This is a genomic window from Gangjinia marincola (assembly GCF_039523415.1).
GTDB lineage: Bacteria > Bacteroidota > Bacteroidia > Flavobacteriales > Flavobacteriaceae > Gangjinia > Gangjinia marincola.
This window is the reverse complement of record NZ_BAAAFG010000015.1, coordinates 375,544-390,413: the sequence shown is the minus strand read 5'-3', so window position 1 is coordinate 390,413 and position 14,870 is coordinate 375,544. Positions and strand designations below refer to the sequence as shown.

Here is a 14,870-nt window from a genome sequence, read left to right as displayed (position 1 = left end):
ACACAGGCGTCTATTTAACTGAAAATTAAAAAACACATGAAACCTATTTTAGTTACAATTATGCTATCTGCTGTAATTATTTCCTGCGGAAGTAAGCCAACTTCAAATGATCTGGCTGGAAATACACCCATAGTCACTTCACTGGATTTGGGTGACTTATCAGATGATCAAATTAAAGTAGAAGTAAACCCCGGAAGATTCCAGACCGATACAGTAACCTATTATTTACCACTTGTCGTTCAAGGAACCTATAGTGTAAGTGATTTTGGTAAATACGTCAAAAATTTTACTGCCTTTAATTACGACGGTATTCCAGTAGATGTAGAAAAGCTTGATACAAACTCTTGGCAGATTACCAATGCCACTACGGTAGATAAAATCATCTATTCGGTCGAAGATACGTTTGATCAAGAGGCTGGGGGAGGAGCCCCTTTTTCTCCATCTGGAACTAATATAGAAGAAAATGTGGTTGTGCTTAACCTGCATGGTTTTGTAGGTTATTTTGATGCACTCAAACAAAACCAATACGAAATTAACATTACCGCCCCGGCGACTTTTAAAAAAACGTCTGCGTTACCCCTTTCTAAAACTACACCAACAGAAGACGGCGCAACTGTAACTGATACTTATCTGGCTGCACGTTATTTTGATGTGACTGATAATCCTATGATGTATGGAGATCTGGATGTAGAACGTTTTCAAGTGGGAGATATAGAGATTGTACTTAGTGTATATTCTCCAAATAATGTTCATACAGCAGCTGCGATCAAAGAAAATGTGTTTACCATGATGCAGGCCCAAAAAGAATATATGGGCGATATTAATAGCACACCACGGTATGATATTTATCTGTACTTAGCTGAAGCTGGTGAAAATGCACCTAGAGGATTCGGAGCTTTGGAACATCATACGTCTACGGTGGTGGTGCTACCAGAGCAAATGCCGAAAGAGCAATTGGATGCCAGCATGACTGATGTGGTTTCTCATGAGTTTTTTCATATTGTAACTCCACTAAGTGTTCATTCTGAAGATGTGCATTATTTTGACTACAACGATCCCACCTTTTCAAAACACCTTTGGATGTATGAGGGTGTAACCGAATATTTCGCAACGCTCTTTCAGATTGATCAGGGATTGGTCGACAAAGAAGCATTTTATAGTAAAGTCATGGGCAAAATTAAGTCTTCCATGAGCTATAACGATAGTATGAGTTTCACTATGATGAGTGAAAATATTTTAGAAGCTCCTTACGACCAAAATTATGTCAATGTTTACTCTAAGGGAGCGCTTATAGGCATGTGTATTGATATTTTAATGCGAGAAGAAAGTAACGGTCAACGCGGGATCTTATCTCTTATGAAAGAGCTATCCACAAAATATGGAGTAAACAAGCCTTTTGAAGATGATAATCTGATTGCCGAAATTACAGCCATGACGTACCTCTCTGTGGGCGAATTTTTACGCACACATGTAGAAGGAACCACACCAATTGATTATAACAGATTTTTTGAAAAAGTGGGTCTTACGATAAAAGAGGCACGTGTTGAGACCAATTATATTCAGAATGACGGAGCTCTAATCGTTGCAGCGAATAGAGAAGAAGGAACACTTTATTTTAATGATTTAGTAGCAAAAAACAGTTTTTGGCATGATGCCGGAGTCAGATCTGGAGATGTGATCAAATCATTAAATGGTACCGATGTAACTTTAGCAAACGCTAATATGGTCATTTCACAAACCTTTTCATGGCAAGTAGGAGATGACGTAACCCTTAATGTAATGCGAGAGGGTGAAGAAAAAGTGATTAGCACTAAAGTGGCGAAAAGCTATACACAAGGACAAAAACTAACTGAAGTAGAAAATCCAACTCAATCTCAAAAGGAATTAAGAAAGGCCTGGTTGAAGGGGTAAGTCTTCTTAATTATAAAAAAATAAAAAGCATTCACATCGTGGATGCTTTTTTACTTCTAACACTTTTATTAAAAGGTATTCCCAATTGAACGCCTACATGTTGGTCATCTAAATGATCGGCAATATCAACACCGTATACAATTTTAGAAGGGTCATCATAAAGAAAAGTTCCAAAGAATCGGTCCCAAATACTAAACATGTTTCCAAAGTTGGTGTCTGTCCAGGGCATTTCTCTGTGATGGTGAAATTTGTGCAGGGTAGGAGTAACAATCACATAGCTCAATGCTTTATCTAGTTTTGCAGGTAATTGAATGTTCGCGTGGGTCCAATAAGTAAACAACACAGATAAGATGCGATAAAAGAGATAAAACGCCACTGGCATCCCGGTGATAAAGACCGCTAATAAGGCAAAAGTTTCACGCAGGACAAAATCTAACGGATGATGACGCGTACCGGTAGTCACATCTACATTTTTATCACTATGATGAATAATATGTAATCGCCACATGGCGGGAACTTTATGTAATAAATAATGGACTCCGTACTGAGCAATAAAATCCAACACTAAAAGAGCGATAAGTAATTCTAGTATCACCGGGAGTTCAAAAAGATAAAGTAACCCGAACTCTTGCTGATTTGTCCATACAAAGACACCTACGGTAAGAATACCAAACACTACATTAATCAACATGGTAAAACCCATAAAAGCAGCATTGCTTAACGCATGTCGCCACTTTTTATAGCTTTTCTTAGAAAACGTATAATATCCTTCAAGAATCCAGAAAAAGGATAAACACCCTATGACCCAGGCAAGTTTTTGCAGGGTAGTGAGTTCTTCAAAAAAACCAAGAAATGATTCCATTTTTAGTTTGATTCATTGAGTTGATCTAAAAACCTAATAACTTCTTCGAAAGGAGTTTCTTTAATTTTAGTAGTATCAGAAATTGTTGGGTTTAACTCTCTGTATTTTTTTCTTCTGAGCCAATTAGCTTTAGCGAATTGATCCTCCTTACCATTCCATTTTCCTCTTCTATCCTCTAAATCAATCAAAACAATTTTATTTTTATTTCCAAGAGAGTCTGTCCAGTTCTTATTCCATTTATTTGCTTCTTTAACCACGACATTTGTTAGAACACCACCGTAACTACCTGACAACTGGGACAAAACTGGATGAGAATCAGGCTCTACAATAACGTAAGGATATGGTTTCTCATATGAAGTAAGTTTTACAAATATAAAAGAGCTCAGATGATCGTCCGAATGAAATAAGTGAAAGTATTTTTCACCCTTATACTTGAGCCCCCATAAAACACCCATTTTCTTTATTTTTTTCTTAGTGTTTTTATCTATCAATTTTCTTACTGCTATGTGATCTGGACTCATAGCCTTAATGACGGCAATGACAGTTTCCGATTTATCGTTAAAAAAATCATCTGTCGTTCGATAGATTTCAACCTCACGTTCAATCGTCCTGTTGAAAGAGGTGGTGGAAAAAACCACCATTAATAACAGTAAAATTTTTTTCATTAAGTAAATTTTAATTCCCTAAAATAGATTGATACTTCTGTGAGTTATTCAGCAACTTTTGTGCCTCTTTAATCTCTTTGTTATTGGTGGTATAATAAGAATAAAGTCCTTCTCTGTAACCGTAACGTAAAATAATTTCATCGGTGAGTTGATCAATAATTTCAGCTTTTTTGTTTTCCAGCGCGCGTTCTTTTGCTTTATCTACTGTAGCGACCAAATCGTTGTAGGCACTCATAATTTCTTCAGAGAGCTCTTCTTTTTCAGCTACGGCATAAGCTTCTTTGAGTTCTTTTTCAGTATTGGTCTCGTAGGTAAACCCTGTCTTGTTTAAATACTTTTTAAAATCGCTGTAGTCTTTTTCCGCGAAAGCGAAATTTTCTACGGTCGTAGTAGGGTTTTCGTAATAGTGTTGCGTGGCATAATCAAAAATCACGTTTTCCCTTAGCAACGCTTTAGTGATCTCGCTCAATTTTGCGCTTTCCAAGGAGACGTCAGGATCAATTCCACCACCATCGTATACAGATCTTCCGTTTTTGGTTTTGAATTCGGTGTAGGTTTCAGCAGACTTTCTAATGGCGTCTCCGTCACGATAATCCAGGGCCTGTATACATCTTCCACTAGGCGTATAGTAGCGCGAAATAGTTACTTTAAGCTGAGTTCCATAGGTCAGTTTTTTTGGACGTTGTACCAGTCCTTTGCCAAAACTTCGCGCTCCTACGACTACACCTCTATCCAAATCTTGCAAACTGCCTGAAACGATCTCACTGGCCGATGCACTGCGACCGTTGATTAATACCACCACAGGGATATCAAGATCAACAGGCTCACGCTTTGTCGTGTAGGTACGGTTATATTTTTGAATATTTGATTTGGTTGTGGTGACTAACTGCCCTTTAGGGATAAAAATGTTCACCACGTTGATGGCTTCAGACAAAAGTCCGCCGGGATTACCACGCAAATCTAAGATCAGTTTATCAGCACCTTGTTTTTTTAGATCTAACAACGCATCAATGGTTTCTTTTGAGGCGTTTTTATTGAATTTTGATAATACAATATACCCTGACTTATCGTCTAAGAGGGTATAGTAAGGAACCGCCTTTACATCGATGGATTCCCGGGTAAGCACAGTTTCATTAATTTTTCCCTGGCGTTTGTATGTAATAGTAATTTTAGAGTTAGGCGCACCTTTAAGCAGCTCTCCCGCGTCATCATTGTAATTGGTTACATCAACATCACCTATTTTGATTATTTCATCCCCGGCTTTGAGTCCGGCTTTATCGGCGGGATATCCTTTATAGGGTTCAACGATGGTAATTTTTTCATTTTTAGTACGCACTAAAGCACCAATCCCGGTGTATTCTCCGGCATTTTGAATGCGTGCTTTCTCTACATCCTGCTCGTTCCAGTACTTAGTATACGGATCAAGATCATTAAGCATGTTTTTGATGGCTGTATCCATAAGTTCTGCAGGATTGACCTCATCCACATAGTTCATGTTAAGTTCTTTAAAGAGCGTGGTAAATATTTCAATCTGCTTAGCGATTTCAAAAAAGTCGCTTTTAAAGCTTACCGTGGTAAAGGTTATTCCCAGAACTAGTAAGGGGATGAATATTTTCTTTTTTAGTAGCATCATTTTGTTATTTTTAGAATGTAAGCGAACCTAACCCATTAATTATCACAATTTATACTTATTTAGAAATGGCTCAAGGTATCATTCATTCAATTTTGATAAGAGCTTCTTCATGCATCGTTCAATTTCTGTATACGAAAGAACTTGCTTACTTTGATAGAGAAACATAAGCGAGTAAGAAAAAGTTTCAGTTTTATGTACAAGATACTTATTTTTTCGATATGCTTCACGCATTAAACGCTTTACGCGGTTACGATCTACAGCATGCTTAAAGATTTTCTTAGGAGCAGAAAAGGCAGCTTTATTGTTGCTTTTAGAAGTATTCTTGGAGGCAGAAACTTTTGTACTCTGTTTTAGATAGATCAACCTAACAGGAAACGCTTTAAGCGATTTGCCTTGTTTGAAGAGTTCTTCAATGGCTAGTTTGCTTTTAAGTCGTTCAGATTTTGAAAAAGATTCATCTCGTTGTTCCTGCATGAGGCAAAAATACTATTGTTTATAGACTTATTGGAGTATAAACAAAAACACCCGTTGAGGTAAGTCAACGGGTGTATATTGAATTAGAAAACCTTATCTTTTTATAAACCGAAGCGTTTTTGTATTCTTTCCAAGGGAAAGAAAATACACCCCAGGAGAAAGTGAACTTACATTAACTTGATTATCGGTACTTAATACCCCTTTTTCAAGGGTTTTTCCCGAAAGATCAATAACACGATAAGCAGATTCGTTTAAGTCTGCCGGTGCGTCTATAGTAATAGATGTAGTGGCAGGGTTAGGGAAGAGGCTAATGTTTGCTAATTCTTCCGCATTGAATTCTTGTATATCTAACTCCTGTTCTACGGTAGCCATAAACATACCATTGCCATGAGTCCCAATCAATAATTGCTGATCGGCTTGTCTATATTGTAAATCACTGACCAGCGCCATTCCAATAAGATCGGGAGCTTGCATTTCCCAATCACTTGTAGTGGGATCGTTTGTAGCAAATAATCCTCTCGCCGTACCCACAAAATATCTAGTTTCTCCATTTACTTCTGTAATCACGGCAGATCGTATACTGTAATCGGCCAAATTACGCTCTACTACCGTCCAATCTGGATCATCACTGGTGGCGTTGGTCGTAAGAAAGATATTTTCAATCCCGTAGTTAGAATATGTAAGCAGAACGATATCTGGATTAGTTGGATGAATTGCCAAACCGGTCGTAATGATATTTGCACCCTGATTTACTTGAGAAGGGGTAATATTAACCGCATCTATTAAATCATTATTTTGAGGATCATCTAATCGAATTACTAAACCTTCATCACCTCCAGCTAACAGATAACTATCAGCTGTGTAAGTACCTGGTGAAAAGTTAAACCTTCTCCACCAGTCTGAGGCTCCAAGCTGTCCAGAATTTCCTTTGTTATCCCAAGTGCTCTGAGTCACATCAGAAGCTTCAAAAGTAGCGTAAATGCGATTTCTCGCAGCATATAATAAATGATTTTGATTATCATTATCCAGTCTAAAGTAAGTTACAAACTGGCTTGAAGACCCGTTGGGAGTAATTTCTACAAATGAATTACATGAGCGAAAAACTCGGCCGTTTTGAAAACCAGCAAAAACTGCGGCGCCTCCGCCACAGGATGGATCTGCTCTTGAAATCTCTGAAGCAACTCCGTCGCCTCCTAAAAAGCCGAACATGGTTGAGTTGTTTGGATTTCCGGCTTGTGTACCTCCTACGACAGTTCCATTATCTTGTGCACCACCTATTACAATATTAGAATTAGGAGCAGGATCTATACCTACGTGGTAAAATTGATAGGTTTGATAATTATTGTTGAGGTTTTGCCAATTTATGATGTTCGCTGTAATGTCATCACTTAAATGTACTCCTCCATCTGTACCTGAATATAATTCGTTGAAATTAAACGGATTAAATTCATACGCATGAATATCTGGATGATGCTCATCTCCATTTGGAGTATTGTATAAAGCATAGCCTGAATTATTGAGATATCCACCGATTCTTAAAAACTCAGGATCTGATTCAATATTTTCAATGCGATAAGCATTACTCCCACCAATCAAGACAAAATTTTCATTATCTGGTTTCACCGAAACAACTAGGTCATATCCGCCTTGCCCTGAGAAAGGATCGTTAAATGCACTATCTCCCCCCGGCTCATCAGGCATTTTTGAGGAAAAATCAGTCCAGCTTTGATTATCGTGGTCGTACTTCCATAAATCTGAAGATATTTCTGTCCCATCTTGTAAATTATTCATGTATAAGGCATAAATTACAGATGAGTTTGAAGGGGCAGCAGCTAACACCGCTCTGCCGGTAGACGTCCAATCTGTAGGATTACCATTTTGGGCAATTCTAACCCAATTACCAATACCATCTTCACTTCTCCAAACTCCATTAGTTGATCAACCGCTATTCCCTGCAAAAGCAGCATATACCTGTCCATCTGTAGTAATGGCTATATCTGTAAATGCTGAGTTGTCATTAAGCTCATCAAACCAGTTCGTTCCATCATAGCGGCGAATTCCTCTCCAGGTTGCTGCGTACAAGTCTCCAGTAACCGGGTGAACGATCACGTTAAATACAAAATCAAAATCACTGTCTAAATCACCAAGGTCAGAATCTGTCCCGGGAATCTTACTCCAGGTTAGTCCGCTATCGATAGACTTCCATATTCCATTTCCAAAATAAGCACCGGTTACACTGGCAGAATTACCAAGGGCTTCTCCCGTTGCATAGTACCAAATATTTTGAAAACCAGATCGAGGATCTTGTGCTAAAGCAGAGGCGTTATTAATATCACTGTTTGAAGAGACTTTTACCCAGCTTGCACCACCATTAGTTGTTCTAAAAACACCGCTGCTGATTCCGCCCGCAAGTAGCGTATTACCTGTGGGATCGCTAATATCAACCTTTAAAGCTCTTGTTCTCCCTCCCAGATTTGAAGGCCCCCGAGTTTCAAACGTAGTTGCGTTGGTCACAGAATTTCTTGAACGAGACAAACTCAATTCCTGTCGTGCCAGTTGCTTTTCTCTTAGAATTAGCCCTAAGGGTAGTTCTCCCGTAGTAGGATTAATCTGCATATTTCGTTCATGCAACACACGCTCTTCAGCAAATCTCATTTGTTCTTGTGGAGTTTTCTTTGTCTTTTTCTCCACGATGGGAGGAGTGAAAAGTTCTCTACTATTTTCTTCTTTATCAGCTTTATCTGCGCAACTTTGCGCAGCTAAGGCAAGAAAAAATAATATTAATCCTCGTGTAAGTAAACCTGTATTTTTCATAGCATTTTGTCTACTCTTTAGTGTATGTATTATCTTCTTTGTTAACATCTGCCAGTAAGCCGGAAGGATCTATTTCTACTTGTTGCACGTTTTTTTCTTTTAAAATAATATCATAGGTAGGCATTGCCCAAGCCCAATCGTTTAATACTCTTCCATCAAACGGCTTTTCCCAGCGCATCATTTGTAGCGGGATCAACATCATTTTAGAGCTTCCATCTGTAAAAGTCACCTTAAGATCTATAGGCATCGGTACCAAACCTTTTCGTTTTAGTACGATTTTGGTGCCTTCCTTTATTTCCTGCACCGTATCAATCGCATAGTCAATTTTATTAGTTGTTTGAGTCCAATCCATCAAATACCAGTCCAGTTCTGCACCGGTGTGCTTTTCGGCTACGCGAATAAAATCGGTTGGGGTTGGATGTTTAAATTTCCACTGATCGTAGTATTTCTTAATAACGTCATCTCTGTTTTCTTCTCCTATAACATATCCTAACTGAGCCAGGAACACAGCTCCCTTACTGTACGCTGAAAGCCCATAAGCCTGATTAAACTCATAACGATCGGCATGGGTAGACTGGGGTTGTTCCTTACCAGAGTTCGCTAGAAACGTATATCCTCTATACGAACCATCAGCAGGATTTGCCTTATTCGTTCCCATGATCTCATCCATTGCATGACTGGAGATATAAGAGGTAAATCCTTCATCCATCCATTCGTGCTTCCCTTCATTGGTAGCTAATAAAAACTGAAACCAGGTGTGTGCCATTTCGTGCGCCGTAACACCTACCAAACTTTCAAACTTTCGGTCTCCTGTAATGAGTGTGCACATGGCATATTCCATACCACCATCACCACCTTGGATGACAGAATACTGTTTGTACGGATACTGGCCAATGTGTTCGTTAAAGTAGGCTAAAATCTCTTCGGTTTTAGGCTGAAGATTTTTCCAGTTCTCTTTGATTTTAGCATCATCCTGATAGAAGAAATGAAGTTCTGTCCCATCTTTTGCAGTTACGCGATCGTGAATATAATCTGGATCTGCTGCCCATGTAAAATCGTGTACTTTAGGAGCCTTAAAATGCCAGGTATTTTTTTTCTTGTCAGAAGAGACCTTTATTCCGTTATCTTCATACCCATGACCGATCTCATTGGGATTTTGAAGGTAACCTGTGCCTCCTATTGTGTAATTACTATCCAACGTGATTTTGACATCAAAGTCACCCCAAACCCCGTGAAACTCTCTACCTATATAAGGATCCGCATGCCAGCCCTCAAAGTCGTATTCAGCCAATTTTGGATACCACTGCGTCATAGATAAAGAAATACCTTCTTTATTATCTCGACCAGATCGTCTCACTTGTAAAGGCACCTGACCGTTGAAATCCATATTAAAGGTGGTTGAAGTTCCCGGAGCGATTGGTTCTGTTAAGCGTACCTCAAGTACAGTTCCGGCAACATTAGTTTTGAGCGATTTACCGTCTTGCGTAAGCTTATTTACGTTCAAGAAACCTATCTCTTCCTTCGTTAATTTATTGATACGATCGCCCACTCTTGGGTCTGCATCAGCGATTGTTCTGGAGCGAACATCCATTTCACTCCCGGGCTGAAATGCATTAAAATATAAATGATAGTATACCCTATCCAGTGTATCTGGCGAGTTATTGGTATAGACTAAGGTTTGTTTACCGGTATAGTTAAAGTTTTTGACGTTCATGTCAATCTCCATGGTATAATCAACATGTTGTTGCCAATAGCCATTTTGACGTTGTGCAACAGAAACTGTTACACTACACAAACAAATAAGGAATAAAGCACTTTTTAGGGTACGAATCATAGCTTTTTTTTAAATAATGTTAATCGCAGGGATTAGTTTAGTTTTACTTCTTTTCTTGAAACTTTATCAGCTAGCAATAAAGCGTTATACAAATTTGCCATTCTCCCAGAAACTGATAAATCAGCAAACTTTGCTTGCTTTGAAGGGTCTCCACTTACTACAACAGATGTTGTTGTAGGCAATCCACTTTGGATAATGATCTCTTTGACCTGTGTCGCAGATAATTTAGGAAAATAAGAACGAACCGTAGCCGCTAATCCCGCTACTGCAGGAGCTGCCATTGAGGTTCCTTGTAAAAATTCGTATTCATCTAAGGGAGTTGTTGACCATATTTTTGTTCCGGGAGCGAATACGTCTACGTTGGTTTTACCATAATTTGAAAAACCTGCAACCAGCTCTGAACCATATTTGTAATTTAGCGCACCAACCGTTAAGAAGGTATCAGAAATTTCCTGACCATTAGTGGGTGTTTGATCATTGGGGTATACTTGGGTAGTATCTAAATCTAACCCTTCATTTCCTGCAGCATTCACAATGAGCACATCTTTTTTAGCGGCATATGCGATAGCATCCATCACCCATTCAGGATTGGTAGAAAAGTACTTTCCAAAACTGGAATTGATCACCTTTGCACCATTGTCTACGGCATATCGTATGGCTAGCGCGATGTCTTTATCATATTCATCCCCATCTGGCACGGCGCGAAGCACCATGATTTTAGCATTATCTGCAACGCCATCGATTCCTTTCCCATTGTTACGGGCTGCTGCAATGATACCGGCAACATGCGTACCGTGCATCGCATCTTCTTTCTTTGGGTCTGGACCGTCTACATCGTTATTTCCGTAGTTGGTGTCTGTAAGATCTTCAACATTATCACCTACTACAGCTCTTCCATCAAGATCCATATTGAAATGTGAATTAAGTCGACCTGCATAATAATCTATTCCACCTTTAAGTTGCTCTCTGGCATCCTCTAAATCTTCGCCTATATTGTTCATTACCTGAAGCAGGAATCCTTTGTAGTTTTTAAGCTCCTCAGTGTCAGCTTCCATGGCATTGAGCTCTTTTAGCGTGTAATTTTCTTTTCCTAGCTTAGCAGAAATGGCTTTATCGGCCATGTTTAATTGATTCAGTAGGTTTTCATAGTATTGCTTTGTTTCAAAGGCTTCTTTATATTCTTTGTCATATTCTGCCTGAGCTCTTTTGTACAGTTTGAATTCGGCTAAATTTTCTGCAGCGACAGAAGCTTCGGTTTTACCTTCGTATTTAGGTTTTAGTTTCTTGATGATGCGCACATACTCCATATTTTCCTTTACGGCATCTCCAAGAAAATTCCACCCATGTATATCATCGATATAGCCATTTTTATCGTCGTCTTTTCCATTATTGGGAATTTCGTCACTATTTCTCCAAATAACGGATGCTAAATCTTCATGTTCAATATCCACACCACTATCGATCACTCCTACGATAACCGTTTGCCCTTGTCTGCCTTGAAGCAATTCGGCGTAAGCCTTATTTACACTCATCCCTGGGATAGTATCGGTCGCGAGATCGGCAGCACCCCAGGCTTTATATTCGTCTTCAGAAAGCGGAATATTCTTTAACGGTGTTGCATCTATATTCTCAATAGGCGTAGAAACTAGTGCCGGAGCAGAGCTTCCACATCCTGAAAGCATGAATGAACCGGCTAAAACGATTGCGATAGGTTTGATATGTTTAATCATGATATATGAAAAGATTTAATTAAATACTTCGTTAAATGTAAAGGTTTCTTTTAAGCGAACACCTTTCTCGGTATGCTGGACTGTAGCTATTTCGTGGTGAGCGTCATGCTCTAGAAACAAATAATATTCCTGACTAGCCGCCTTATCTAAAAACAGTTTTTTTTCATCCAGCGTTAATAATGGTCTGGTGTCATATCCCATTACAAATGGCAACGGAATGTGACCTGTGGTTGGCAATAAATCTGCCATGAAAACCAGCGTTTTGTTTTTATAGTGAATATGCGGAATCATTTGTTTATCGGTATGCCCATCCACAAAAAGCACTCCAAAATTCAATGCTGAAGTTGGTTGATAGGCTTCTTTTGATTTCTTCTGAATAAAATTCAATTGACCACTTTCTTCTAACGGAAGAATATTTTCTCTTAAAAAAGAAGCTTTTTCACGGTCATTAGGATGCGTGGCCCATTTCCAATGGTCTTCATTCGTCCAAAACTTGGCATTTTTAAATGCCGGAAGGTATCCTGTCCGATCCCCGTTCCACATCACACTTCCGCCGCAATGATCAAAATGCAAGTGTGTCATGAACACATCAGTAACATCATCACGATGAAAACCATGTTTTGCCAGTGAGTTGTCCAGCGTGTAATCTCCCCATAAATAATAATATCCAAAAAATTTATCAGATTGCTTATTTCCTAAACCGGTATCAATTAAAATTAACCGATCGCCATCTTCAATTAAAAGGCATCGTGCGGCAATATCAATCATATTATTACTATCTGCAGGATTTGTTCTTGTCCATAAGGATTTAGGAACAACACCAAACATCGCACCGCCATCAAGTTTAAAATTTCCGGTTTCTATAGGATACAGTCTCATCTGGATTATAAAAGGTCTGCAAAATAGAAAAAAGGAGGCTAAAAACAGAGCTGATTGCATTTGATTTAACGCGCTTAAAGTCACAAAACCGCAAAAAAATCTGAATATGCTTACATATCAATTGAAAAAAAGTTATTTTTCCAACAAAAGAGCATTATGGTCGAATTAGCAGGCATTATCATTGCCGGAATTTTAGCGCAGTGGGTAGCCTGGAAATTTAAGATTCCCGCGATTTTACCCCTTATTCTTATAGGTTTAGCGGTAGGACCATTATCCACTTTACTTACAGAAGATGGTGGAAAAATCATAGAGCCTATTTGGAATGGATCCAAGGGATTATTCCCCGGTGATGGGCTGTATTATTTTGTTTCTCTGGCCATTGCTATTATTCTTTTTGAAGGTGGCCTCACCCTTAAACGGGCCGAAATAAAAAATATAGGCCCGGTAATTACTAAGCTTATTACAGTAGGATCTATCGTAACCTTTTTTGCCGCTGGTTTTGCGACGAACTTAATCTTTGGATTAAGTTATGATATCTCTTTTCTATTTGCTGGGTTGATTATTGTAACCGGTCCAACTGTAATTACTCCAATACTCAGGAACATTCCCTTAAAAAAGGACGTCTCCACCGTTTTAAAATGGGAGGGAATTTTAATCGATCCCATTGGTGCTCTTGTAGCGGTATTGGTATTTGAATTCATAAGCGTAGGTGAGGGTGCAGGATACACTAAAACCGCGCTAATCGAATTTGGAAAAATACTTCTTTTTGGAACCACGTTTGGGTTCACATTTGCGCACGCCTTGGCTTTTGCGATAAAAAAGAACTGGATTCCGCATTATTTACTTAACGTTGTTTCACTTTCTGTGGTGTTGCTAGTCTTTGTAGAGTCGGATCTATTTGCGCATGAATCTGGTCTATTAGCTGTTGTCGTTATGGGAATGGTAATGGGAAATATGAATCTTCCAAACATAAAAGAGCTACTTTATTTCAAAGAATCCCTCAGTGTGCTATTAATTTCTATCTTATTTATTCTTCTTGCGGCAAATATAAATATAGAAGATCTACTGCTTGTATATAATTGGGAAACAGCTATTCTATTCGCTTTGATTGTTTTTATCATAAGGCCTTTGGGAGTGTTCCTTAGTACAATAAACTCACGGTTAAATGTTAATGAAAAATTGTTTATTAGTTGGGTAGGGCCACGAGGTATTGTAGCTGCAGGTGTTGCATCGCTTTTTGGATCAAAACTATTGGCTAAAGGTGTCCCAGGAGCTGAATATATCACTCCGCTGGTATTTGTTATTGTATTGGGAACAGTTCTGCTCAATGCTACTACCGCTAGATTATTCGCTAAACTAGTAGGTGTATTCCTCACCTCTTCTAACGGAATCATGATCATAGGAGCCTCAAAAGTGTCGCGACTTATCGCTTCATACTTAAAGAATAATGGAAGACATGTAGTAATGGTAGACAGTAATACCAATAACATTCAAAAAGCCCGAACTATGGGATTAGACGCTATTGAAGGCAGTATTTACTCTGATGATTTAGCGAACAATATTGAGTTGAACGATGTGGGATATTTATTAGCACTAACAGGTAATGCCGAAATCAACAAATTTGCTATTAATCGTTTTAAAGACATTTTTGGGGAGAATGGAAGTTACCGTTTGATAGGATCAGATGAGATTAGCACAGAAAATGAAGTTCCTTCTGAAGGGTTATTCTCTATCACTGATGACTATTTACATTTAGTAGAGGTCACAAACCGCTATCCATCTATTCAGGAAATTGAAATTACTGAAAACCTCAGCTATCAGGACCTGCTGTTAAAAGCCCGAAAAGATCCGGCGGTGATTCCCTTGTTTATAAAGCGCAAAAAAGGATCCATAGACATCATTGCTGCCTTAGAAAACGCCGACGAAGAAATGAACCTAACAGGAGATAAGTTTGTGTATATGGGTAAAAAGCTAGAGCTAGAAAATACAACTATGACTCAAAAGGCGTTGGAGTAAATAGATAAAAATCCGCATCATCTTACCTTTAAAAGCAAAGCGATCTAATTTC

The 14,870-nt window shown here is 38.7% G+C and carries 11 protein-coding genes; 2 read left to right on the top strand and 9 right to left on the bottom strand.

Features of this window, described 5'->3' with window-relative positions; genetic code table 11:
* Positions 1-36 precede the first annotated feature (36 nt).
* The gene (locus ABD000_RS09565; protein WP_343766541.1) at positions 37-1,911 is read left to right on the top strand and encodes a M61 family metallopeptidase; all 1,875 of its coding nucleotides are present in this window, start codon (positions 37-39) and stop codon (positions 1,909-1,911) included.
* Positions 1,912-1,942: 31 nt separating this feature from the next.
* On the opposite strand, the gene ABD000_RS09560 is transcribed toward ABD000_RS09565, so the two are convergent.
* From ABD000_RS09560 to ABD000_RS09520, 9 genes are all read right to left on the bottom strand, one after another.
* The gene (locus ABD000_RS09560) at positions 1,943-2,773 is read right to left on the bottom strand and encodes a sterol desaturase family protein (protein WP_343766538.1); all 831 of its coding nucleotides are present in this window, start codon (positions 2,771-2,773) and stop codon (positions 1,943-1,945) included.
* A 2-nt stretch (positions 2,774-2,775) separates the two neighbouring features.
* Complete coding sequence (locus tag ABD000_RS09555) at positions 2,776-3,438, bottom strand: hypothetical protein (protein WP_343766535.1); 663 nt, start codon at positions 3,436-3,438, stop codon at positions 2,776-2,778.
* 10 nt (positions 3,439-3,448) lie between these two features.
* A complete protein-coding gene (locus ABD000_RS09550) occupies positions 3,449-5,071 on the bottom strand; it encodes a S41 family peptidase (protein ID WP_343766533.1) in 1,623 nt (540 codons plus the stop codon).
* Positions 5,072-5,149: 78 nt separating this feature from the next.
* The gene (gene rnpA, locus ABD000_RS09545; RefSeq protein ID WP_343766531.1) at positions 5,150-5,545 is read right to left on the bottom strand and encodes a ribonuclease P protein component; all 396 of its coding nucleotides are present in this window, start codon (positions 5,543-5,545) and stop codon (positions 5,150-5,152) included.
* Between the two features lie 93 nt (positions 5,546-5,638).
* Complete coding sequence (locus tag ABD000_RS09540; RefSeq protein WP_343766529.1) at positions 5,639-7,336, bottom strand: T9SS type A sorting domain-containing protein; 1,698 nt, start codon at positions 7,334-7,336, stop codon at positions 5,639-5,641.
* Positions 7,337-7,483: 147 nt separating this feature from the next.
* Entirely contained in the window at positions 7,484-8,359 is an 876-nt protein-coding gene (locus ABD000_RS09535) for a WD40/YVTN/BNR-like repeat-containing protein (RefSeq protein WP_343766527.1), read from the bottom strand.
* 10 nt (positions 8,360-8,369) lie between these two features.
* Positions 8,370-10,193: a M1 family metallopeptidase gene (locus ABD000_RS09530; RefSeq protein WP_343766524.1), complete on the bottom strand. Its 1,824-nt coding sequence runs from the start codon at positions 10,191-10,193 to the stop codon at positions 8,370-8,372.
* Between the two features lie 32 nt (positions 10,194-10,225).
* Complete coding sequence (locus tag ABD000_RS09525) at positions 10,226-11,923, bottom strand: S8 family peptidase (protein WP_343766521.1); 1,698 nt, start codon at positions 11,921-11,923, stop codon at positions 10,226-10,228.
* Between the two features lie 15 nt (positions 11,924-11,938).
* Positions 11,939-12,802, bottom strand: a complete 864-nt coding sequence (locus tag ABD000_RS09520; protein ID WP_343766518.1) for an MBL fold metallo-hydrolase — start codon at positions 12,800-12,802, stop codon at positions 11,939-11,941.
* A gap of 156 nt (positions 12,803-12,958) precedes the next feature.
* Between ABD000_RS09520 and ABD000_RS09515 the strand changes: the two genes are divergently transcribed.
* Positions 12,959-14,818 (top strand): cation:proton antiporter, encoded by a 1,860-nt coding sequence (locus tag ABD000_RS09515; protein ID WP_343766515.1) that lies wholly within the window; start codon positions 12,959-12,961, stop codon positions 14,816-14,818.
* The last annotated feature ends 52 nt before the right edge of the window (positions 14,819-14,870 follow it).